22 protein-coding genes are annotated in these 22,450 nt (G+C 71.9%); 12 read left to right on the forward strand and 10 right to left on the reverse strand.

The window, feature by feature from the left end; translation table 11 throughout:
• Nucleotides 1–54 precede the first annotated feature (54 nt).
• Nucleotides 55–345 carry a hypothetical protein gene (locus OG842_RS14960; RefSeq protein WP_266730132.1) on the forward strand — a complete coding sequence of 97 codons (291 nt, stop codon included), beginning with the start codon at nt 55–57 and terminating at the stop codon, nt 343–345.
• A gap of 4 nt (nt 346–349) precedes the next feature.
• On the opposite strand, the gene hutH is transcribed toward OG842_RS14960, so the two are convergent.
• The 5 genes from hutH to OG842_RS14985 all read right to left on the reverse strand — a co-directional run bounded on the left by hutH (nt 350) and on the right by OG842_RS14985 (nt 6,523).
• Nucleotides 350–1,900, reverse strand: a complete 1,551-nt coding sequence (gene hutH / locus OG842_RS14965) for a histidine ammonia-lyase (RefSeq protein ID WP_266730134.1) — start codon at nt 1,898–1,900, stop codon at nt 350–352.
• A gap of 77 nt (nt 1,901–1,977) precedes the next feature.
• Nucleotides 1,978–3,135, reverse strand: a complete 1,158-nt coding sequence (locus OG842_RS14970) for a GGDEF domain-containing protein (RefSeq protein ID WP_266730136.1) — start codon at nt 3,133–3,135, stop codon at nt 1,978–1,980.
• A 95-nt stretch (nt 3,136–3,230) separates the two neighbouring features.
• Nucleotides 3,231–4,043 carry an enoyl-CoA hydratase/isomerase family protein gene (locus OG842_RS14975; RefSeq protein ID WP_266730138.1) on the reverse strand — a complete coding sequence of 271 codons (813 nt, stop codon included), beginning with the start codon at nt 4,041–4,043 and terminating at the stop codon, nt 3,231–3,233.
• Between the two features lie 110 nt (nt 4,044–4,153).
• Complete coding sequence (locus OG842_RS14980; RefSeq protein ID WP_266730140.1) at nt 4,154–5,326, reverse strand: adenylate/guanylate cyclase domain-containing protein; 1,173 nt, start codon at nt 5,324–5,326, stop codon at nt 4,154–4,156.
• A 330-nt stretch (nt 5,327–5,656) separates the two neighbouring features.
• Nucleotides 5,657–6,523, reverse strand: coding sequence for a biotin--[acetyl-CoA-carboxylase] ligase (locus tag OG842_RS14985; protein WP_328512254.1), 867 nt, complete (start codon nt 6,521–6,523; stop codon nt 5,657–5,659).
• Nucleotides 6,524–6,657: 134 nt separating this feature from the next.
• Between OG842_RS14985 and OG842_RS14990 the strand changes: the two genes are divergently transcribed.
• From OG842_RS14990 to OG842_RS15005, 4 genes are all read left to right on the forward strand, one after another.
• A complete protein-coding gene (locus OG842_RS14990; RefSeq protein WP_266730143.1) occupies nt 6,658–8,241 on the forward strand; it encodes an acyl-CoA carboxylase subunit beta in 1,584 nt (527 codons plus the stop codon).
• A gap of 14 nt (nt 8,242–8,255) precedes the next feature.
• Complete coding sequence (locus tag OG842_RS14995; protein WP_266730145.1) at nt 8,256–8,480, forward strand: acyl-CoA carboxylase epsilon subunit; 225 nt, start codon at nt 8,256–8,258, stop codon at nt 8,478–8,480.
• Between the two features lie 155 nt (nt 8,481–8,635).
• Entirely contained in the window at nt 8,636–8,764 is a 129-nt protein-coding gene (gene mmpB / locus OG842_RS15000) for a morphogenic membrane protein MmpB (RefSeq protein WP_266730146.1), read from the forward strand.
• A 67-nt stretch (nt 8,765–8,831) separates the two neighbouring features.
• Complete coding sequence (locus OG842_RS15005; RefSeq protein WP_266730148.1) at nt 8,832–9,443, forward strand: nucleoside triphosphate pyrophosphatase; 612 nt, start codon at nt 8,832–8,834, stop codon at nt 9,441–9,443.
• 64 nt (nt 9,444–9,507) lie between these two features.
• Here the strand turns inward: OG842_RS15005 and OG842_RS15010 are convergent, their stop codons facing one another.
• Nucleotides 9,508–9,960, reverse strand: coding sequence for a hypothetical protein (locus OG842_RS15010; RefSeq protein ID WP_266730149.1), 453 nt, complete (start codon nt 9,958–9,960; stop codon nt 9,508–9,510).
• Between the two features lie 410 nt (nt 9,961–10,370).
• On the opposite strand from OG842_RS15010, the gene OG842_RS15015 reads away from it, so the two are divergent.
• Nucleotides 10,371–12,125, forward strand: a complete 1,755-nt coding sequence (locus tag OG842_RS15015; protein ID WP_266730152.1) for an acetyl/propionyl/methylcrotonyl-CoA carboxylase subunit alpha — start codon at nt 10,371–10,373, stop codon at nt 12,123–12,125.
• Between the two features lie 132 nt (nt 12,126–12,257).
• Complete coding sequence (locus tag OG842_RS15020) at nt 12,258–12,857, forward strand: TetR/AcrR family transcriptional regulator (RefSeq protein ID WP_266730154.1); 600 nt, start codon at nt 12,258–12,260, stop codon at nt 12,855–12,857.
• Between the two features lie 301 nt (nt 12,858–13,158).
• On the opposite strand, the gene OG842_RS15025 is transcribed toward OG842_RS15020, so the two are convergent.
• Nucleotides 13,159–14,127: a DeoR/GlpR family DNA-binding transcription regulator gene (locus OG842_RS15025; protein WP_266730155.1), complete on the reverse strand. Its 969-nt coding sequence runs from the start codon at nt 14,125–14,127 to the stop codon at nt 13,159–13,161.
• 196 nt (nt 14,128–14,323) lie between these two features.
• Nucleotides 14,324–15,763 carry an NAD(P)H-quinone dehydrogenase gene (locus OG842_RS15030; RefSeq protein ID WP_266730157.1) on the reverse strand — a complete coding sequence of 480 codons (1,440 nt, stop codon included), beginning with the start codon at nt 15,761–15,763 and terminating at the stop codon, nt 14,324–14,326.
• A 249-nt stretch (nt 15,764–16,012) separates the two neighbouring features.
• Here OG842_RS15030 and OG842_RS15035 point away from each other — a divergent pair, with 249 nt between their 5' ends.
• The 3 genes from OG842_RS15035 to OG842_RS15045 all read left to right on the forward strand — a co-directional run bounded on the left by OG842_RS15035 (nt 16,013) and on the right by OG842_RS15045 (nt 19,077).
• On the forward strand, nt 16,013–16,450 hold the full coding sequence (locus tag OG842_RS15035) for a gamma-glutamylcyclotransferase (protein WP_072486709.1): 438 nt from the start codon (nt 16,013–16,015) through the stop codon (nt 16,448–16,450).
• A gap of 102 nt (nt 16,451–16,552) precedes the next feature.
• Entirely contained in the window at nt 16,553–17,377 is an 825-nt protein-coding gene (locus OG842_RS15040; protein ID WP_266730159.1) for a purine-nucleoside phosphorylase, read from the forward strand.
• Between the two features lie 59 nt (nt 17,378–17,436).
• A complete protein-coding gene (locus tag OG842_RS15045; RefSeq protein WP_266730160.1) occupies nt 17,437–19,077 on the forward strand; it encodes a phospho-sugar mutase in 1,641 nt (546 codons plus the stop codon).
• 20 nt (nt 19,078–19,097) lie between these two features.
• Here OG842_RS15045 and OG842_RS45200 read toward each other — a convergent pair whose 3' ends face one another.
• Nucleotides 19,098–19,424 carry an ATP-binding cassette domain-containing protein gene (locus tag OG842_RS45200; protein WP_443064062.1) on the reverse strand — a complete coding sequence of 109 codons (327 nt, stop codon included), beginning with the start codon at nt 19,422–19,424 and terminating at the stop codon, nt 19,098–19,100.
• A gap of 405 nt (nt 19,425–19,829) precedes the next feature.
• On the opposite strand from OG842_RS45200, the gene OG842_RS15055 reads away from it, so the two are divergent.
• A complete protein-coding gene (locus tag OG842_RS15055; RefSeq protein WP_266730161.1) occupies nt 19,830–20,633 on the forward strand; it encodes a hypothetical protein in 804 nt (267 codons plus the stop codon).
• Between the two features lie 70 nt (nt 20,634–20,703).
• On the opposite strand, the gene OG842_RS15060 is transcribed toward OG842_RS15055, so the two are convergent.
• Nucleotides 20,704–21,360 carry a PH domain-containing protein gene (locus OG842_RS15060; RefSeq protein WP_266730162.1) on the reverse strand — a complete coding sequence of 219 codons (657 nt, stop codon included), beginning with the start codon at nt 21,358–21,360 and terminating at the stop codon, nt 20,704–20,706.
• Between the two features lie 124 nt (nt 21,361–21,484).
• On the opposite strand from OG842_RS15060, the gene deoC reads away from it, so the two are divergent.
• Nucleotides 21,485–22,447 (forward strand): deoxyribose-phosphate aldolase, encoded by a 963-nt coding sequence (gene deoC, locus OG842_RS15065; protein WP_266733600.1) that lies wholly within the window; start codon nt 21,485–21,487, stop codon nt 22,445–22,447.
• The last annotated feature ends 3 nt before the right edge of the window (nt 22,448–22,450 follow it).

The following is a 22,450-nucleotide window of genomic DNA, read 5'->3' on the forward strand; positions in this document are numbered from 1 at the left end:
CATTAGCATCGGCGGACATGACTAACTCACGGCCGTGACAAGGGGATCGATTCCGTGGTCGTCGCTCGCCGCCCGCTCCTGACCGCCACCGCCGCGGGCATACTGCTGGCCGCCCTCTGGTTCGTACCGTCCGCCAACGCGACGGACGGACCGGCCGCTCCGTCGGGCAACCGGAGCGGACCGACCGCCACCTCCGCCGGGGACACCGCGGCCGCTCCGAGGCTGGCCGACACCGGGACCGGCATCGACACCACCCCGTATCTGATCGGCGGAGTGGCGTTCCTGGGCATCGGCGCGGCGTTCGTCTCCCACTCGGCACGCCGCACCGAAACCCGGCCCGCCTGACGGACTAGTGCAGCGGGCCGGTCACCGGCTCGACCGCCGCGACCAGCTTCCCCGCGCGTACGAACGCGTCCGCCGCGGCCAGGTCCGGCGACAGGAAGCGGTCCGGTCCCGGGCCCTCGACGCCCGCGGCCCGCAGCGCCTCGATGACGGCCTGCGAGGCGGGCGCGGGGGTGAGGCCCCCGGCGGCGCGCAGTTCGATGGCGCGGGTCGCCGCGTACAGCTCCACGGCGACGATCCGGGCGAGGTCGTCGACGGCGGTACGGAGCTTGCGCGCGGCCGACCAGCCCATGGAGACGTGGTCCTCCTGCATCGCGGAGGACGGGATCGAGTCGGCCGAGGCGGGCACGGCGAGCCGCTTCATCTCGCTGACCAGGGCGGCCTGGGTGTACTGGGCGATCATCAGGCCCGAGTCCACCCCGGCGTCGTCGGCGAGGAACGGCGGCAGCCCGTGCGAGCGGTTCTTGTCCAGCAGCCGGTCGGTGCGGCGCTCGGTGATGGAGCCGAGGTCGGCCGCGACGATCGCCAGGAAGTCGAGTACGTACGCGACGGGGGCGCCGTGGAAGTTGCCGTTGGACTCGACCCGGCCATCGGGAAGGACGACGGGGTTGTCGACGGCGGAGGCCAGCTCGCGGGCGGCGACGATCCCGGCGTAGTCGAGGGTGTCCCGTCCCGCGCCGTTGACCTGCGGGGCGCAGCGCACCGAGTAGGCGTCCTGCACGCGGGGCGCGTCGTCCTGATGGTGGCCGGTTAGGCCGGAGCCTGCGAGGACCCGCAGCATGTTGTCGGCGCTGACGCCCTGGCCGGGGTGCGGGCGGATGGCGTGCAGCTCCGGGGCGAGCACCTTGTCCGTGCCGAGCAGCGCCTCCAGGGAGAGCGCGGCCGTGATGTCGGCGGAGGTGTAGAGGATCTTCAGGTCGGCCAGGGCCATGACGAGCATCCCGAGCATGCCGTCGGTGCCGTTGAGGAGGGCGAGGCCCTCCTTCTCGCGCAGCTCGACCGGGGTGATGCCGTGGGCGGCGAGCAGTTCGCCGGCGGGGCGCACGGTGCCGTCGGGGCCCTCCGCGTCGCCCTCGCCCATCAGCGTCAGGGCGCAGTGGGAGAGCGGGGCCAGGTCGCCGGAGCAGCCGAGCGAGCCGTACTCGTGGACGACGGGCGTGATGCCCGCGTTGAGGACGTCGGCCATGGTCTGCGCGACCTCGGGGCGTACGCCGGTGTGCCCGGAGGCGACCGTCTTCAGCCGCAGGAACATCAGCGCGCGGACGACCTCGCGCTCGACGCGCGGGCCCATGCCGGCGGCGTGCGAGCGGACGATGTTGCGCTGGAGCTGGGCGCGGAGATCCTGGCCGATGTGCCGGCTGGCCAGCGCCCCGAACCCGGTGGAGACGCCGTAAACCGGCTCGGGCTTGGCGGCGAGCGCGTCCACGATCTCGCGGGCGGCGGCGAGCGCGTCGACGGCGGCTGCGGAGAGCTCGACGCGGGCGTTGCCGCGGGCCACGGCGATGACGTCCTGAGCGGTGGTACCGGACGTCTCCACCACCACTTTGCGCATATCCATATTCAAAAGCGTACGGACTGAATCTCTTCATGTCACCAGTGGTTGCGCGATTGACCCCTTACCGGCCGGTGCGGCGCTCAGGGCCGGCTGCCGCGCAGGTGGCGGCGGTCGTGCGGGGACCTGGGCGGCGCGTCGGCCAGCCGGAGCACCTCGCCGTCCCGCCCCGCCACCACCGGCTTGACCGAACGGGCCGCCTTCGCCCGGTACTGGGCCGCGTCCGCCAGCCGGAACAGCCGCCGCGCCGACACCACCGGGCCGATCGGATCACCGGTCGACGCGATCCCGCACGCCACCCCGTCCCCGAGCTCCAACTCGGCCGCGCGTTCGCAGAGTTCGGTGGCCACCCGGACCACGTCGTCGACCTCCGGGCCCAGCGTGAGCAGACAGAACTCATCGCCGCCGAGCCGCGCCGCGAGCGCGCCGGGCAGCATGGCGCCGCAGCGGGACAACACCGAGCCGAAACGTTCCAGCAGGCGATCGCCGACCGCGTGGCCATGGGTGTCGTTGACCTGCTTCAGCCCGTTGAGGTCGCAGACGACCAGACTGACCACCGCCCCGTCCGCCCGGTGCCGCTCCACCGCCTCGTCGAGCCGCACATCGACGGCGCGGCGGTTGGCCAGACCGGTGAGCGGATCGGTGAAGGCGAGCTTGCGCACCTCTTCGAGCCGTTCGGCCTGGGAGATCCCCGCGGCGACGACCGCGGCCAGCACGGTCGCGAAGTCCGCGTCCTCCCGCCCGAACACCGGCGCCCCCACCGGGCGGGCCACGTACAGCTCGCCCCAGGCCCGCCCGTGCAGCACGATCGGCGCGATCACGCAGCAGCCGCGCCCGCGCCGGCGCAGCGCGGCCACCCGCTCCCGGCCGTACCCGCTCCCGTACTCCCGCACCCCGGCGCCCGCGTCCGCCGTGCCGTCGGCGGTCTCCACCCAGGCGTCCGGTTCACCACCCCCGGCCCACCGTTCGTGCAGGAACTCGGTGATCTCCGGGAACTGGTGCACCGGATACGCCTCCGCCTCGGGGAACTCCTCCTCCCCCTCGGCCCGTTCGCCCGCGTTCACCAGCACGCGCAGCTGCCCGCGCCCGCGCTCCCACACGGAGAGCGCGGCGAAACTGCCGCCCAGCGCCTCGCACGCCCCCAGCGCAGCCGCTCGCCACGACCCCCGCGGGGTGTGTGCCGCCGCCATCGTCTGCGCAAGCGAAACCACGGCCCGCAGCCGTGCATCATCACCACCCATCGCTACAGCTTATGTAGTTTTGTGGTGATTTGATCAGTTTCGAGTACCGACCACCTTCACTGCGTGTCTATTCAGTTGCATAAAGTCATGCGGCGTCACTCGCCGGGCCAGTTCGGCTTGCGCTTCTCGTTGAACGCGGCCACGCCCTCGGCCCGGTCGCCGGAGAAGGCCACCGACCGCCAGGCGGCGTCCTCGACTTCGAGACCGGCCCTCAGATCGAGGCCGTGCCCCAGCCGCAGCGCCCGCTTCGCGGCCCGCAGCCCCACCGGGGAGTTGGCGGCGATCCTGCCCGCGAGCGCCAGTGCGGCCGCCCGGTCCTGCCCGGCCTCCACCAGCTCGTCGACCAGCCCCTGGCCGAGCGCCTCGGCCGCCTCCAACCGCCGGGCCGTGAAGACCAGCTCGGCGGCGCGCGCCGCGCCGATCCGTCGCGGCAGCAACTGCGTACCGCCGCCGCCCGGGATGACACCGACCGACACCTCGGGCAGGCCGACCACGGCCGTGCGGTCGGCGACGATCAGGTCGCAGGACAGGGCCAGCTCGAACCCGCCGCCGAGCGCGAAGCCGTGCACGGCGGCGATGGTCGGCATCGGCAGTTCGAGCACACCGGTGTACGCGGCGCGGGCGGTCGGGCGCTGGCGCAGCAGTTCGGCGTCGGTGAAGGAGTTCCGTTCCTTCAGGTCGGCGCCCACGCAGAAGGCCCGCTCGTGGCTGGAGGTGAGGACGGTGACCCGTACGCCGGGGTCGACGGCGAGCGCGGCGCAGGCGGCGGCGATCGAGCGGGCCATGTCGGTGGACACCGCGTTCATCGCCTTGGGCCGGTCGAGCACCAGCTCGGCGACGTGTTCCTGCCCCTCGTGGACCCGTACGGCGACGAACTCCCCGAACCGCTGCTCGGACGTGACGGTCATGACTGCACCCCTCCGGTTAACGATCGTTACCGGAGGGATCCTATGGCGCGGCCCGGCCAGTGGTCAGGGGTGAGGCCGGCCCGGCTTCCCGGCCCCGCGAGGCGCCGGGCTCAGGAAGAGCCGCGGCGGGCCAGCAGCCAGGGCTCCACCACGCCGAGCCCGCGCACCGGGCGCTGCCACATCGGCTGGAGCCCGTAGCGGTACTTGGGCACGACGGCCGGCTCCACGCCTTCCTGGCGCTCCTTCTCGGCCACCGCGGCCTCCTGGGCCGCCTGCGCCTCGGAGGCCGGGGCGTCGCCGGTACGGGTCAGCTCCTCCGCGAACGCCCCGTCCACCAGCACGGCGTCCTTCGGCGCTATCGACGTCAGCCGGCTGGCGAGGTTCACCGTCGTGCCGAAGACATCGCCCATCCGGGTGGTGACCGTGCCGAAGGCGATGCCCACGCGCAGCGCCGGCATGGTCTCGTCCTGGGTCATCGCCTCGATCAGGCGCAACGCGATCTCGGCCGCGGTGCCCGCGTCGTCGGCGGCGAAGAGGACCTCGTCGCCGAGGGTCTTGATGAGGCGGCCGCCGTGGGCGGCCACCAGGTCCGCCGAGGTGGTCTCGAAGGCCTCGACCAGCTCGCCGAGCTCCTCCTCCTCCAGCCGCCGGGTCAGCCGGGTGAACCCGACGAGGTCGGCGAAGCCGACGGCCAGGCGGCGGTCGACCATCTCCTCGTCGTCGGCGGCCTGGACGACCCGCCCGGTGGCGGCGGCCAACTGGCGCCGCCACACGTAGACCAGGAACTCCTGGAGCTCCGGAAGCAGCAGCTCGACCAGCGGGTACGTGACCTCGGTACGGGTCATTCCGGGCTCGGGCGGCTCGGTCAGCCCCTCCAGGAAGGAATCGATCTGCCACTCCGCCAGCCGGGCGGTGGTCTGCCCGGTGGACCGGGCCACCTGGATCGCCATCGGCTCGCTGAGCAGCCCCGCCTCGACGAGACCGGCGAGCCGGCGCAGCGCCAGCACATCGGCCTCGGTGAGCGCCTTGGCCTGCCCGATGTCGGCGAAGCCCATGGCCCGCCAGAACCGGGAGGCCAGATCCATCGAGACACCGGCGGTACGGGCCGCCTGGAACGGCGTGTAACGACGGTCGGCGCCCAGGATCAGCTGTTCCAGCCGGATCGCGAGGGGGTCGTCGGTCGGTTCCGCCGTATGGTCGACTTCGTGATGCGGTGTCGCGTGGACCGAGGGTTCCGACGGGGGCTGCGTGCCCGCACCGGAGGTCGTGTCGTCGACGGTCACCAGCCGCCTCCTGCCCGTTCCCTGCGCACTGCCCTGCCGATCTGTCGGTGGATCGCCTCAACGATACGGCAGGTGTGCCGAAGCTCACGCCCCTATGGCGTCCGGGAATGTTCCTGGGTGAGCCGGGGGGCGTGGGTGGTTGCGGCCGGTGGGTGGTTTCCACGAGGGCGCGGATTTCAAGCCACGACGCCTCCCGGAACGCTTCCTGGGTGAGCCGGGGGGCGTGGGTGGTTGCGGCCGGTGGGTGGTTTCCAGGAGGGCATGGTTTTCAAGCCCTGACGCCTCCCGGAACGCTTCCTGGGTGAGCCGGACCGACCCTTCGCCTCCGCCTCAGACCAGACCGCCCCCCACACCCCGCAGGTGGACGATGTCGCCGGCCGATACCGGTTCCTGGAGGCCGTCCTCGGTGGACAGGATCAGGCGGCCGTCGCCGTCGATCGCCACGGCCTCGGCCACGACGATGCGGTCGCCGGGCAGCTGGGCCCGTACCGTCCGGCCCAGCGTCGCGCAGCCCGCCGCGTACGCCGACTGGAGGCCGCTCGCCGCCGCGTCGCCGTCCGCCGCGCGCCACTGGCCGTACCAGTGCTCCAGCGAGCGCAGCACGCCCCGCAGCAGCGTCTCGCGGTCGGTGGACACGGCACCGGCCAGGGCCAGCGAGCCGGCCGTGGGTGCGGGCAGCTCATCGGCGCGCAGGGAGACGTTGAGGCCCATGCCGACGACGACGCCGTCCCCGGCGCGCTCGGCCAGGATGCCGCCCGCCTTGCGCTCCACGCCCTCCACCGTGACCAGGACGTCGTTGGGCCACTTCAGGGCCGTGTCGACGCCCGCGGACTTCGCCAGGCCGGTCGCCGCGGCGACGCCGGTGAGCAGCGGCAGCCAGCCCCACCGTTCGGCGGGGACGTCGCCCGGCTTCAGGTAGACGGAGAAGAACAGGCCCGAACGGGCCGGAGCCGTCCAGGTGCGATCGAGGCGGCCGCGGCCGGCGGTCTGCTCCTCGGCGACCAGCACGGTGCCTTCGTCGAGCCCGGTCGCCGCTCGCCGGGCGAGCTCGGAGTTGGTGGACCCGATCGTCTCCACGACGTCGAGCGAGGTCCACAGCCCGCCCGGCCGCAGCAGTCCGCGGCGCAGCGCGGGGACGTTCAGGGGCGGTCGGTCCAGGTCCGACCAACGGCTCTGTGACGCATCCGAAGGTGTCATGCAAGCCAGACTAGGTGTGGCAAACGACGCACTGCCGAACCGTATCCGCGCCGATACGCTACGGATCAGTAGGTGTTTCAGTACCTGTTCAGCAGCACAGTCGTCCCCGTGACCAGGCAGGGAGCCGCCACCCGATGTCCGAGCCGGAAGAGACCGACATCCACACCACCGCGGGCAAGATCGCGGACCTGCAGCGCCGCATCGACGAGGCCGCGCACGCGGGCTCCGCGCGCGCGGTGGAGAAGCAGCACGCAAAGGGCAAGTTGACCGCGCGGGAACGGGTCGAACTGCTGCTCGACGAGGGTTCCTTCGTGGAGCTCGACGAATTCGCCCGGCACCGCTCGACCAACTTCGGCATCGAGAAGAACCGCCCTTACGGGGACGGCGTCGTCACCGGTTACGGCACGGTCGACGGCCGCCCCGTCTGCGTGTACTCGCAGGACTTCACCATCTTCGGCGGCTCGCTCGGCGAGGTCTACGGTGAGAAAATCGTCAAGGTGATGGACTTCGCGCTGAAGACCGGCTGCCCGGTCATCGGCATCAACGACGGCGGTGGCGCCCGGATCCAGGAGGGCGTGGCCGCACTCGGTCTGTTCGCCGAGATCTTCCGCCGCAATGTGCACGCCTCGGGTGTCGTGCCGCAGATCTCGCTGATCGTCGGACCGTGCGCGGGCGGCGCGGTCTACTCCCCCGCGATCACCGACTTCACGATCATGGTCGACCAGACCTCGCACATGTTCATCACCGGCCCCGACGTCATCAAGACGGTCACCGGTGAGGACGTCGGCTTCGAGGAGCTCGGCGGCGCCCGCACCCACAACACCACCTCCGGGGTGGCGCACCACATGGCGGGCGACGAGAAGGACGCCATCGAGTACGTCAAGTCGCTGCTGTCGTACCTCCCTTCGAACAACCTGTCCGAGGCGCCCGCCTTCCCCGAGGCGGCAGACCTCGCCACCACGGACGAGGACCGCGAGCTCGACACCCTCATCCCGGACTCGGCGAACCAGCCGTACGACATGCACACCGCCATCGAGCACGTGCTGGACGACGGCGAGTTCCTGGAGACGCAGGCCCTGTTCGCGCCGAACATCGTCACCGGCTTCGGGCGCGTCGAGGGCTACCCCGTCGGCATCGTCGCCAACCAGCCGATGCAGTTCGCCGGTTGCCTGGACATCAACGCGAGCGAGAAGGCCGCACGCTTCGTCCGCACGTGTGACGCCTTCAACGTGCCCGTGCTGACCTTCGTCGACGTCCCGGGCTTCCTGCCCGGCGTCGACCAGGAGTACGGCGGCATCATCCGCCGCGGTGCCAAGCTGATCTACGCCTACGCCGAGGCGACCGTCCCGCTGATCACGGTGATCACCCGCAAGGCGTTCGGCGGCGCGTACGACGTCATGGGCTCCAAGCACCTCGGCGCCGACATCAACCTCGCCTGGCCGACCGCCCAGATCGCGGTGATGGGCGCGCAGGGTGCGGTGAACATCCTGCACCGCCGCACCATCGCGGCCGCCGAGGACCAGGACGCCACCCGCGCCGAACTGATCGCCGACTACGAGGACACCCTGCTCAACCCCTACGTGGCGGCCGAGCGCGGTTACGTCGACGCGGTGATCATGCCGTCCGACACCCGCGCCCACATCGTGAAGGGGCTGCGCCAGCTGCGTACCAAGCGGGAGTCGCTGCCCCCGAAGAAGCACGGCAACATCCCCCTCTAGAAAGGGTCCTGGCCATGATCAAGGTCGTACGGGGCAACCCGACCCCGGAGGAACTGGCAGCCGCACTGGCGGTGGTGCGGGCGCGCGCCGCCGCGACGACGTCGCCCGACGAGTCGGCCGGCGGTCCGGCCACCGGGTCGGCGCTGCCCGGCCAGTGGTCCGACCCGGGGCGCATCGCCCGGCGCACACGCCATCTGCCGGGGCCCCGGGCCTGGGCCCGGACGTACTGGCCCGGGTAGGCGCGGGAGCAGCCCTTCGCGCACGTTTCCGGAGGTCCGGGCCCCTTTGGGTCCGGGCCTCCGGTGCGTCCGGGCGCGATCTGGTCCGTACGCACCACGGCGGCTGAGTACCCGTACTCAGGCGCACCGTCCGCCACGGCAGCAGGATCGTTTCCATGCTGTGGTCCGACCCCGAGAACAAGCCTCCGAAGGAACTGCGCGACGCCCAGGACATGATGCGTCGCGCTTGGCTGGTTCTCGCTCTCGCGATGGTGGTCGCGATGTTCGCGATCGGGATGCGCTGACGGGCGGGTCCGGGGCCGGTCCGCGGAGGCCGCCGTACGGGGCCGGGGCCGGTGCGGCTCTTCTACGATGGCCCGTATGACTGATCAGCGCCGTCTCGTGCTCGCCTCCGCCTCCCCCGCCCGTCTCGGTCTGCTGAGGCAGGCCGGCTTCGCGCCCGAGGTGATCGTCAGCGGGGTGGACGAGGACGCGCTGAGCGCCCCGACCCCGGCCGAGCTGGCGCTGGTGCTCGCCGAGGCCAAGGCGGCGGCGGTGGCGGGCCGGGCGGAGGCGGCGGGCGCCCTGGTCATCGGCTGCGACTCGGTGCTCGAACTCGACGGCGAGGCGCTCGGCAAGCCGGCCGACGCCGAGGAGGCCATCGCCCGCTGGAAGTCCATGCGCGGCCGGGCCGGCGTGCTGCAGACCGGCCACAGCGTGATCGACACCGCGACCGGACGTACCGCCTCGGCGACCGCCTCCACGACCGTCCGCTTCGGCGAACCGACGGACGCCGAGATCGCCGCCTACGTGGCCACCGGCGAGCCGCTCCACGTCGCGGGCGCCTTCACCCTGGACGGCCGCTCGGCACCGTTCGTCGACGCCATCGAGGGCGACCACGGCAATGTCATCGGGCTCTCGCTGCCGCTGCTGCGCCGGCTGCTGGGCGAGCTGGGGATCTCCGTCACCGAACTCTGGGTCTGACGCGTGACGGGTCCGGCTCGGGAACGAGTCGGACCCGACTCGGATCCGGCTCGGGCCGGACCGGTCAGACGGCGGCCGGAGCGCCCGCTCCGGCGTCGTCGTCGGCGGGCTCCTCGGACCGGGTGCCGTACGCCACCAGTGTGAGCACTATCAGCCCGAGCACCACCATCATGATCGCGAACGCGGCCCAGCCGATCAGCCCGACCGTCAGCGCGCCCAGCACCGCGTGCACCACGGCGCAGATGATCAGGACGATGCGGGCGAACCGGCCGGGGGCCCGGTCGCGGGCGCCGGCCAGCAGCAGGAACAGCCCGCACAGCAGCAGGTACAGGCCGAAGACGCCGCCCATCGCCCAGGTGCCGTTCGACATGACGGCGGGGTCCATCCCGGCCAGTGACATGTCCTGGTTCTTGACGACCGTCGCCAGGATGCCGTTGATGAGCACGATGCCCACGGCCTCCGCGAACAGCACGATCGCGGCCACGAACGCCACCGGTCTGCGCACCACGGTGTTCACCCCCTGTTACCTGCAGTACGTGAGATAGCGCGGACCCTACTAACCGGTAACGCTCCGGACAAGGGCCCGGCGATCTCCGCTTCCGCCCCGCGCTCGTGGCGCACGTGGGCGCACTCGTCCCGCACCCCGCTGTTGCGGCCCCGGGCGCGTCGGGCAAAGAATCGTTCGCCCATTAGTGGGGACTCGACAAAGAAACGCGCGGGGTCACAGCTCGCCCGAACAGAGACCTGGACCACACCTCGTGGCTACTGTGCGGTTATGAAACCCGGCGTACCGTGGTGCCACAAGGGATTTCGCGACTTGAGCAAGCCTCGAATCACACTCCGTGTGGGCAAGCTCACCATTGGGGACGGGTCGTAGGGCCGTGTCGGTAGTCCCTAAACTCAGCTTGTTTCAAGGAGGGAGCCATCGTGCGCAAGGTGCTCATCGCCAACCGTGGCGAAATTGCTGTCCGTGTTGCTCGGGCATGCCGGGATGCCGGGATCGGGAGCGTGGCCGTCTACGCAGACCCGGACCGCGACGCTCTGCATGTGCGTGCGGCCGACGAGGCATTCGCTCTGGGCGGTGACACCCCGGCCGCCAGCTACCTGGACATGGCCAAGGTGCTCCAGGCTGCCAAGGACTCCGGTGCCGACGCGATCCACCCGGGCTACGGCTTCCTGTCGGAGAACGCCGAATTCGCGCAGGCCGTGCTGGATGCCGGCCTGACCTGGATCGGCCCGCCGCCGCAGGCGATCCGGGACCTCGGCGACAAGGTCGCCGCCCGGCACATCGCGCAGCGCGCCGGGGCTCCGCTGGTGGCCGGCACGCCCGACCCGGTCGAGGGTTCCGCCGAGGTCGTGGCGTTCGCCGAGGAGCACGGGCTGCCGATCGCGATCAAGGCCGCCTTCGGTGGCGGCGGTCGCGGGCTGAAGGTGGCCCGCACGCTGGAGGAGATCCCGGAGCTGTACGACTCCGCGGTCCGTGAGGCCGTCGCGGCGTTCGGCCGGGGCGAGTGCTTCGTGGAGCGCTACCTCGACCGGCCGCGCCACGTCGAGACGCAGTGCCTGGCCGACAGCCACGGCAACGTGGTCGTGGTCTCCACCCGTGACTGCTCGCTCCAGCGCCGCCACCAGAAGCTGGTCGAGGAGGCCCCGGCACCGTTTCTGTCCGATGCGCAGAACGCGGAGCTGTACGCGGCGTCCAAGGCCATCCTGAAGGAGGCCGGCTACGTCGGCGCCGGCACGGTGGAGTTCCTCGTCGGCACGGACGGGACGATCTCCTTCCTGGAGGTCAACACCCGCCTCCAGGTCGAGCACCCGGTGACCGAGGAGGTCAGCGGCCTCGACCTCGTACGCGAGATGTTCCGCATCGCCGACGGCGAGGAGCTGGGCTACGACGACCCGGCCGTGCGCGGGCACTCCTTCGAGTTCCGGATCAACGGCGAGGACCCCGGCCGCGGCTTCCTGCCCGCCCCGGGCACCGTCACCGCCTTCGCCCCGCCGACCGGCCCCGGTGTCCGCCTCGACGCGGGCGTGGAGTCCGGCTCGGTCATCGGCCCGGCCTGGGACTCGCTGCTGGCGAAGCTCATCGTGACCGGTGCGACCCGTGAGCAGGCGCTGCAGCGCGCGGCCCGTGCGCTGGCCGAGTTCAACGTGGAGGGCATGGCCACCGCCATCCCGTTCCACCGCGCGGTCGTCACCGACCCGGCCTTCACCAGCGAACCGTTCCAGGTCCACACCCGCTGGATCGAGACCGAGTTCGTCAACGACATCAAGCCCTTCACCGCAACGGCCGCCACGGAGGCCGAGGAGGAGGCCGGCCGCGAGACGGTCGTGGTCGAGGTCGGCGGCAAGCGCCTGGAGGTCTCCCTGCCCTCCTCGCTCGGCATGAGCCTGGCCCGCACCGGACTCGCCGCGGGCGCCAAGCCGAAGCGCCGCGCCGCCAAGAAGTCCGGCTCCGCGGTCTCCGGCGACACCCTGGCGTCCCCGATGCAGGGCACCATCGTCAAGATCGCCGTCGAAGAGGGCCAGGAGGTCCAGGAGGGCGACCTGATCGTCGTCCTGGAGGCCATGAAGATGGAGCAGCCGCTCAACGCGCACCGCTCCGGCACCATCAAGGGCCTCGCCGCCGAGGTCGGCAGCTCGGTCTCCTCCGGCGCCGTGATCTGTGAGATCAAGGACTGATCGACGCGTTGTTCCGCACGACCGGGTCCCCCGGGAAGACGTACGTCTTCCCGGGGGACCCGGTCGTGCGGTCACTCCCTCGGACGCGTGGTGGCATCCTGGACCCGAGGCGGAAGAAGGGACGACCGCGCCATGACGATCAGTACGGCACAGACGCCGCCCCGGCCCATGCGGGCCGACGCGCGCCGGAACTACGACCGGCTGCTGAGCGAGGCGCGGACCGCCTTCGCGGAGCACGGCACAGACGCGTCCCTGGAGGACATCGCGCGGCGCGCGGGCGTGGGGATCGGCACGCTGTACCGGCACTTCCCGAACCGGCACGCGCTGATGAACGCGGTCTTCCAGGAGGCGGTGACGTCCCTGATCACCCGTTCCCGTGAACTCGCGGGGGCGGAGCAGCCGTGCCGGGCCCTGGTCGAGTGGCTGAGCGCGATCATCACCCACGCGGGTGAGTACCGGGGGCTCGCACAGGCGCTCATGTCGACGTCGCGGGACGACACTTCTGCCCTGGCACAGTGCAATGTGCCGTTGCGCGAAGCGGGAACAGTGCTGCTGGGGCGGGCGCAGGCGAGCGGGGCCGTGCGGCCGGAGGTGTCGATCGACGACCTTCTGCAGCTGACGAACGCGATCGCGCTGGCTGCCGAACAGTCGCCGGAAGACCCGGAGTTGGCGGAGCGGTTGCTGATGCTGACCTTGCAGGGACTGAAGGGGGCGCGCGCGGAGGAGGGTTGAGCGGGGGGCGTGCAGGCCGTGTGGTCCGCTGCGCGGGGCTGTTCCCCTGCCCGCCCCTTCCCGGCGTCACCGATATGCGGCTCCGCCGCGCGCGGCGGGCCTAGGGTCTTTCGTTTGGATCAGGCCGGATCAGGGAGCGGGGTCCGGTGCCGTGCATCGCAAGGGGGAGGAGGGAGCCGGATGTGGTCTCCCCTGCTCGAGCGGAGCCGAGAGCTTGGGGAAGGGGCGTCGACGACCGACGACAACGCGGCGAGGTGCGGCACCGGGGCACGCGAGCCCGGCATGATCCAAACGAGAGGCCCTATCGGCGCCGCAGGTCCGCCACCCTCGCCCGGTCCCCCTGCTCCGCCATCACCGTCGCGCTCCGCAGCTGCTGCGGGCCCGGCCCCCCGGGCCCGCCCCCGTGAGTCCGGCGCTGTCCGGGCAGGGGCATGTCGCGGCGGCCCTGGCGGCCGTGCGGGAGGGGCTCGGCCGATGCGGGGCCGCCGCCCGAACCGGCCACCGCGATCTGGACCCCCTGGTCGGCGAGGGCCTGCAGTTCGGTGGCGGCGCGGTCGTCGTGGCCGGGGGGTTCGTCCGTCACCAGGCGGGTGATGATGTCGGTCGGCACCGTCTGGAACATGGTGTCGGAGCCGAGCTTGGTGTGGTCCGCCAGGACCACCACCTCGGCGGCGGCCTGTACCAGCGCCCTGTCCACGCTCGCGGAGAGCATGTTGGAGGTGGACAGGCCGCGCTCCGCGGTGAGCCCGCTCCCGGAGAGGAACGCGCGAGAGACCCGCAGCCCCTGGAGGGACTGCTCGGCACCGCTGCCCACCAGGGCGTAGTTGGAACCGCGCAGCGTACCGCCGGTCATCACCACCTCCACCCGGTTGGCATGGGCCAACGCCTGTGCGACCAGCAGGGAGTTGGTGACGACGGTCAGGCCAGGAATCCGCGCGAGCCGGCGGGCCAGCTCCTGCGTGGTCGTACCGGCACCGACGACGATGGCCTCGCCCTCCTCCACGAGACCGGCGGCCAGGTCGGCGATGGCCGTCTTCTCCGCGGTGGCGAGATGGGATTTCTGCGGAATGCCGGAGTCCCGTGTGAAACCGCCCGGCAGTACCGCACCGCCGTGCCGGCGGTCGAGGAGTCCTTCTGCCTCCAGTGCCCGCACGTCCCGCCGTACGGTCACTTCGGAGGTCTGGACGACGCGGGCGAGCTCACGGAGCGATACCGCCCCGTTGGCACGCACCATTTCGAGGATCAACTGACGACGTTCTGCAGCGAACACAAAACTGACAGTAACGTGACGCCCGAGTGTTTTCAGCAGTTTGCGCCGAATAACGGAAGTTGTACATACAAGGGGCCGCCAAGTGATATAGGCGGCCCCGTTGTTGTTCTGTACTGACCGGACGGCGATCACCGGAGCACCCGAGTTGCCGGGAGATGCCGGGAGACGTCAGGGAATGCAGCGTCCTCGAAGGCGCTTACGCCTCGCCCGTGCTCTTACGGGTGTGCAACTGCCTGGCCACTTCCGCGATCGAACCCGACAGGGACGGATACACGGTGAAAGCGTTTGCGATCTGTTCTACCGTCAAATTGTTGTCGACCGCGATCGAGATGGGATGGATGAGTTCGCTCGCGCGCGGCGCGACGACACAGCCGCCGACCACGATTCCGGTGCCGGGCCGACAGAAGATCTTGACGAATCCGTCGCGGATTCCCTGCATCTTCGCGCGCGGGTTGCGCAGCAGCGGCAGCTTGACCACCCGGGCGTCGATCTTGCCCGCGTCGACGTCGGCCTGGGTGTAGCCGACGGTGGCGATCTCGGGGTCGGTGAAGACGTTCGAGGAGACCGTCTTCAGGTCCAGCGGGGCCACCGCGTCACCGAGGAAGTGGTACATCGCGATCCGGCCCTGCATGGCGGCGACCGAGGCGAGGGCGAAGATCCCGGTGACGTCACCGGCCGCGTACACGCCCGGCGCGCTGGTGCGGGAGACCTTGTCGGTCCAGATGTGGCCGGACTCCTTGAGCCGGACCCCGGCCTCCTCCAGGCCCATCCCCGCACTGTTGGGGATGGCGCCGACCGCCATGAGGCAGTGCGAACCGGAGATGACCCGGCCGTCGGCGAGGGTGACCTCCACCCGGTCGCCGACGCGCTTGGCGGCCTGGGCGCGGGAGCGGGCCATGACGTTCATGCCGCGGCGCCGGAAGACGTCCTCCAGCACGGCGGCGGCGTCCGGGTCCTCGCCCGGCAGCACCCGGTCGCGGGACGAGACGAGAGTGACGCGCGAGCCGAGCGCCTGGTAGGCGCCCGCGAACTCGGCGCCGGTCACGCCGGAGCCGACCACGATGAGCTCCTCGGGCAGCTCGTCGAGGTCGTAGACCTGGGTCCAGTTCAGGATGCGCTCGCCGTCGGGGAGCGCGTCCGGGATCTCCCGGGGGTGGCCGCCGGTGGCGATCAGCACGGCGTCGGCGGTGAGCGTCTCCTCGGTGCCGTCGGCGGCGGTCACGACGACCTTGCGGGAGCCGTCGGCGGCCTGGAGGCCCTCAAGGCGGCCCCGGCCGCGCATCACGCGGGCGCCGGCCCGGGTGACGGAGGCGGTGATGTCGTGGGACTGGGCGAGCGCCAGGCGCTTCACCCGTCGGTTGACCTTGCCGAGGTCGACGCCGACCACGCGGGCGGCCTGCTCGACGTGCGGGGTGTCGTCCGCGACGATGATGCCCAGTTCCTCGTACGAGGAGTCGAAGGTGGTCATCACCTCCGCCGTCGCGATCAGGGTCTTCGAGGGCACGCAGTCGGTGAGGACGGACGCGCCGCCGAGGCCGTCGCAGTCGACGACGGTCACCTCCGCGCCGAGCTGGGCGCCCACCAGTGCCGCCTCGTAGCCGCCGGGTCCGCCGCCGATGATCACGATCCGGGTCACGAAAAGTCCGCCTCGCGTATGTCATCCCGCGGCCGTCTGCTGCCCCGGCCGGGGGTCCGGGGGAGCGCCCCGGGGGAATGCAGTACGTACTTCATTGTCCCGCACGCGCCAAGGTGCTTCGCCCCGGGGCCCTCCATACGTGCGCCGGGGCGTGCGCGCCGGGGCCCGGGGGCGGGAAGCGGAACCCGGCGAGTGGTCTTCCGCACCGGAATCGACGTTCCCGCCGTCACCTCCCGTACCCTCGAACCCATGTCGCTCTACGCCGCGTACGCCGGCAACCTCGACGCGCGGCTGATGACGCGCCGCGCACCGCATTCCCCGCTGCGCGGCACGGGCTGGCTCAACGGCTGGCGGCTGACCTTCGGCGGGGAGCAGATGGGCTGGGAGGGCGCGCTGGCCACCGTGGTGGAGGCGCCCCGTTCCCAGGTCTTCGTGGCGCTGTACGACCTGGCGCCGATGGACGAGGACTCCATGGACCGGTGGGAGGGTGTCGGCCTCGACATCTACCGGCGGATGCGGGTGCGGGTGCACACCCTGGACGGCGAGGAGCCGGCCTGGATGTATGTGCTGAACGGCTACGAGGGCGGGCTGCCGTCCGCCCGCTACCTGGGCGAGATCGCCGATGCCGCCGAGTCCGCGGGCGCGCCGCACGACTATGTGATGGAACTTCGCAAGCGCCCCTGCTGACCGGTCCGGCCAGCGCTTTTGTGTGAATGTACGAGCAAGCGTGTACAGACTCTGCACAAGGGCATCTACGCGCGTAGGGAATCACCGGCTACCCTCATCCGCGTGAACGCATCAGTTATTCCGGACTACATCCAGGGCGACCCGTACGCGGCCGCCGCCGACGCCGCCGCCCGCCTGCGCGAGCTGACCGGCGCCGAGACCCACGACGTCGCGCTCGTGATGGGTTCCGGCTGGGCGCCCGCGGGCGATGCGCTCGGCGCTCCGGAGGCCGAGTTCCCGGTGACCGAGCTGCCCGGTTTCCCGGCGCCCGCCGTGCAGGGGCACGGCGGGACGATCCGCTCGTACCGGATCGGTGAGAAGCGGGTCCTGGTCTTCCTCGGCCGTACGCACTTCTACGAGGGCCGGGGCGTCGCCGCCGTCGCGCACGGGGTCCGTACCGCCGTCGCGGCAGGGTGCGGGACCGTCGTTCTGACGAACGGCTGCGGCGGTCTGCGCGAGGGCATGCGCCCCGGTCAGCCGGTGCTGATCAGCGACCACATCAACCTGACGGCGGCCTCCCCCATCGTCGGCGCCAACTTCGTCGATCTGACCGACCTGTACTCGCCGCGGCTGCGCGCGCTGTGCAAGGAGGTCGACGAGACCCTCGAAGAGGGTGTGTACGTGCAGTTCCCCGGCCCGCACTACGAGACGCCGGCCGAGATCAACATGGTCCGTGTGATGGGCGGCGACCTGGTCGGCATGTCCACCGTGCTGGAGGCCATCGCCGCCCGCGAGGCGGGCGCCGAGGTGCTGGGCATCTCGCTGGTCACCAACCTCGCGGCGGGGCTGAGCGGGGAGCCGCTCAACCACGAAGAGGTGCTCCAGGCGGGCCGGGACTCCGCCACGCGCATGGGCGCGCTGCTGGCCCGGGTCCTCGAACGCATCTGATCCGGCCGCGGCCGGATCCGCGCACCCACCCACGAAGCACCCGCAGGAAGGCGGACACCGTGCAGCAGGACCTCATCGCGCAGGCCAGGGCGTGGCTCGCGGAGGACCCCGATCCCGAGACCCGCGACGAGCTCGCCGCGCTCATCGAATCCGGGAGTGCCGACGAGCTCGCCGCACGGTTCGCCGGCACCCTGCAGTTCGGCACCGCCGGGCTCCGCGGTGAGCTGGGGGCCGGGCCGATGCGGATGAACCGTTGTGTCGTCATCCGCGCCGCGGCCGGGCTCGCCGCCTATCTCAAGGCGCAGGGGCAGGGCGGCGGGCTCGTCGTCATCGGGTACGACGCCCGGTACAAGTCCGCCGACTTCGCCCGCGACACCGCGGCCGTGATGACCGGCGCGGGCCTGCGGGCGGCCGTGCTCCCCCGCCCGCTCCCCACCCCCGTGCTGGCGTACGCCATAAGGCACCTGGGCGCCGTCGCGGGCGTCGAGGTGACCGCCAGCCACAACCCGCCGCGCGACAACGGCTACAAGGTCTATCTCGGCGACGGCTCGCAGATCGTCCCCCCGGCGGACGGCGAGATCGCCGCCGAGATCGCCGCGGTCGGCCCGCTCGACCGCGTGCCCCGCCCCGACGAGGGCTGGGAGACCCTCGGCGAGGAGGTCCTGGCCGCCTACCTGGCCCGCACGGACGCGGTGCTCGCCGCGGGTTCGCCGCGTACCGCCCGGGTCGTGTACACCGCGATGCACGGGGTCGGTACGTCCGTGCTGACCGCCGCCTTCGACCGGGCCGGGTTCCCCGCACCGGTGCTCGTCGCCGAACAGGCCGAGCCCGACCCGGCGTTCCCCACCGTCGCGTTCCCCAATCCGGAGGAGCCCGGCGCGATGGACCTCGCCTTCGCGACCGCGCGCCGCACCGGGCCCGACATCGTCATCGCCAACGACCCGGACGCCGACCGCTGTGCCGTCGCCGTCCCGGACCCCGCCACCGAGGGCGGCTGGCGGATGCTGCGCGGCGACGAGGTCGGGGCGCTGCTCGCCGCCCATCTGGTGGACCGGGGCGTGAGCGGCGTCTTCGCCGAGTCGATCGTGTCGTCCTCGCTGCTCGGCCGGATCGCCCAGAAGGCGGGGCTCGGCCACGAGGAGACGCTGACCGGCTTCAAGTGGATCGCCCGGGTGGACGGACTGCGCTACGGGTACGAGGAGGCGCTCGGCTACTGCGTCGACCCCGAGGGAGTGCGCGACAAGGACGGCATCACGGCCGCGCTGCTCGTCGCCGAGCTCGCCTCCGTGCTCAAGGAGCAGGGGCGTACGCTGCTCGATCTCCTGGACGACCTGGCGCTCGTCCACGGGCTGCACGCCACCGACCAGTTGTCGGTCCGGGTGAAGGACCTGTCGGTCATCTCCGACGCCATGGCGCGGCTGCGCGAGCAGCCTCCGACCGCGCTGGCGGGCCTCGCCGTCATCTCGGCCGAGGACCTGGCGCGGGGCACGGCCGAGCTGCCGCCCACGGACGGGCTCCGCTACCAGCTCCGGGGCGCCCGGGTGATCGTCCGCCCGAGCGGCACCGAGCCGAAGCTCAAGTGCTACCTGGAGGTCGTGGTGCCGGTCGGTTCGGCGGACGAGCTGCCGGCCGCGCGGGCCAGGGGGGCCGAGCTGCTCGACGGGATCAAGCGCGATCTGGCGGCCGCGGCCGGGATCTGAGCGGGAGCCGCCGCCCTCACTCACGCGCCGGCAGGTGCGCAGCGGTGAGCGCGGCGGGCCCCCGCGGGCGTCATCCGAAGCGGCCGTTCACGTAGTCGGCGGTCCGGCCGTCCTGCGGGGAGTGGAACATCGGTGATGCGGCGGCCCCGGTCGTAGATGCCCTCGCCGTCCAGCAGGACCCGGCCGGCCAGTGAGGCGGAGCCGATCAGTTCGTGCGTCCGGTTGAGGATGCGCAGGAACGTCGACTTGCCGCAGCCCGACGGGCCGATGAGGGCGGTGACCTCCAGGGCGGGCATGTGCAGGGAGACCCGGCCAGTGAGACCTGCTGCGCGTTCTCGGCGGGGCAGGCGCCGTCGGCGGCCACCCGGGGAAGGTCGGGTTGTCGGCGGTCCTCCCCGATGCGACCGGCAGCGCCAGCCGGCCCAGCGAGTCCTCGGCGCGGGCGGCCGGCGCGAGGCCGAGGACCGTGGCCGCCGCGGCGAGCAGGGGCGAGCAGCACAGCAGCAGGGCGGGTGTGCTGCCGGAACCGCCGTCGTCCGTCATCTCGTCCCCACCCCGCTGCCCGCTTCGGAAGTCGAGCGGCGCGCGCAACGTATGGAGAGGGGCCTGACCGCCGGGACCGGAAACCGCCGCAGCGGTCGGCCTTCACACGGAAGTTGCCCCCAGTGCGCCCGGCGTGCACGGGGGCGTTCCGCCCGGTGCCGGGGCGGTACTCTGCGGCGACTCGCATACCTACCAGTGAGAGGCCGTGCATGCGCACAGGCAGAACCGGCACCGTGGCCGCCCTCGCGGGAGCGCTCGCCCTTGCGGCGTTCACCGCCCCGGCCGCGGAAGCCGCCGACACCGGGATCACGGTGTCGAGGATGGTCGTGAACTCGGGCAGACCCATCGTCGTGGGCACCACCGAGGAGAAGCTCCCCGGCATCAGCTTCCACGTCACGTGGTCCGCGGGCCACTCGCTCTCCGACGTGGAGGCCAGTCCGTACCTGTACCACGACACCACGGCGAGCAAGGGTGCCGACCAGGGCGGCATCTACTTGAGCAGCATGACCTGTTACGAGGACGGCTCGCGCGCCGCCGACTGCAAGGGCGAGCTGTACATCGAGCCGCGCTACACCCTGGACTCGAACAACGACGCCACGACCTGGAAGGTCGGCGCGGCCGCACGCATCTGGGGCTCCAACGGCCAGCCGAAGACCCAGGAGTACCTGCCCGCCCTCGGCACGGCGCAGGTCAAGCGCGCGGCGCGGGCGACCGTCAACGCCTCGCCCGAGCCGGTGGCCAAGGGCAGGACGATCACCGTGACCGGCCGGCTCACCCGCGCCGACTGGGTGAAGCACGCCTACGCCGGTTACAGCGGCAAGGCGGCGAAGCTGCAGTTCCGCAAGGCGGGCACCAGCGCCTACTCCACGGTGAAGATCGTCAAGGCGAACTCCACGGGCAACCTGAAGACCACGGTCAAGGCGGCCTCGGACGGCTACTGGCGCTGGACCTTCGGCGAGACGTCCACGACGGGCGGAGCGACCGCCGCCGGGGACTACGTCGACGTCAAGTAGGCCCCTGAGCATGGAGGAAGCCCGCACCGGCAACCCGGTGCGGGCTTCGTCGGATCCGGCCGGGCCGCCCTCAGCCGGTCGCGAACAGCACCACGAGCAGTACCGCGCCCACCACCGCCGGTGCGATCACCTCGTACGCCCAGCGCACGGACACCGACGACGGCTCCGCGGACCCCGCAGCGGCGCCCGCACCGCCCGCCCTCGCCCGCTCCGCGAGCTCGCGCAGGTCCACCATGGTCTGGTCGGCCGACGCCATCCGGGCCTTGGTGTCGCGGACATCGGCGTGCACGGACGTACGGTCGTACGGGTCGTCCAGCGACCGCCGGGACTGCTGCCGGGCCGCCTTCTTCCGCTGTCGCAGCGATACCGGCACCGCCCAGAGCTGGTACTTGGCGCCGCCCTCGGTGAACAGCTCGCAGGAGTACCCGGCCCGCAGATCCGCGACCTCGGTCCACGGCATGCCGATCGTCCGGAACGGGTTACGGATCCGGATGCGCTGCTCGTTGGCGAGCACGACCGGCCGCAGCGTGAAGGCGACGACCAGCGGCACCGCGGTCAGCATCCCCGCCAGCGCCAGCCACGGCACCCGGCCGTCCCCCCGGATCAGGGCGTCCCCGCCGATCCAGCAGATGAGCAGGAGCAGCAGAACACCCCCGACGATCCCGGCGGGCGAGCGGAAGGTCCGGTCGGCGTAGACCGGCTCGGCGGGTGGTGTGGGGCTCGTCATGGGCCCGATTCTGCCTGACGGGCGCAAGGAGCGCCGGGGCGGCCGCCGCCAGGCCGCGCCCCGCGCGGAGAGGCGGGCCCCCTGTACAGGCCGCTACGCGCGTAGATATGCTCCTCTGGTGACCATGCCCACCACAGCTCCCGCATTCAGCGACGCGACCGCGTCCGACAGTGCGCTGCGCCGCTTCCTGCACGGGCTGCCCGGCGTCGACGCCGTCGGCCTCGAAGCGCGCGCCGCGTCCCTCGGCACCCGTTCGATCAAGACGACGGCCAAGGCGTACGCCATCGACCTGGCCATCTCGATGATCGACCTGACGACGCTGGAAGGCGCGGACACCCCCGGCAAGGTCCGGGCCCTCGCCGCCAAGGCCGTCAACCCCGACCCGACCGACCGCACGACCCCGCGCACCGCGGCGGTCTGCGTCTACCCCGACATGGCGGCGACCGCCGTCGCCGCGCTGGCCGGCTCCGGCGTGAAGGTGGCCTCCGTGGCGACGGCCTTCCCGGCCGGCCGCGCCGCGCTCGACGTGAAGCTCGCCGACGTCCGCGACGCCGTGGCCGCCGGGGCCGACGAGATCGACATGGTGATCGACCGGGGCGCCTTCCTCTCCGGCCGCTACCTGAAGGTGTACGAGGAGATCCTCGCCGTGAAGGCGGAGTGCGCGCGGGCCGACGGCCCCGACGCCCGGCTGAAGGTGATCTTCGAGACCGGCGAGCTGTCCACGTACGACAACATCCGCCGCGCCTCCTGGCTCGGCATGCTGGCGGGCGCCGACTTCATCAAGACCTCGACCGGCAAGGTCGGCACGAACGCCACGCCCGCCAACACCCTGCTGATGCTGGAGGCCGTGCGCGACTTCCGCGCGCAGACCGGCGTACAGATCGGTGTGAAGCCGGCCGGCGGCATCCGCACGTCCAAGGACGCGGTCAAGTTCCTGGTGCTGGTGAACGAGACGGCGGGCGAGGACTGGCTGGACAACCACTGGTTCCGCTTCGGCGCCTCCAGCCTGCTGAACGACCTGCTGATGCAGCGCCAGAAGCTCAGCACCGGCCGTTACTCCGGCCCCGATTACGTGACGGTGGACTGATCC

Origin of the sequence: Streptomyces sp. NBC_00376 (assembly GCF_036077095.1) — a bacterium.
In the GTDB taxonomy this organism is placed as follows: domain Bacteria; phylum Actinomycetota; class Actinomycetes; order Streptomycetales; family Streptomycetaceae; genus Streptomyces.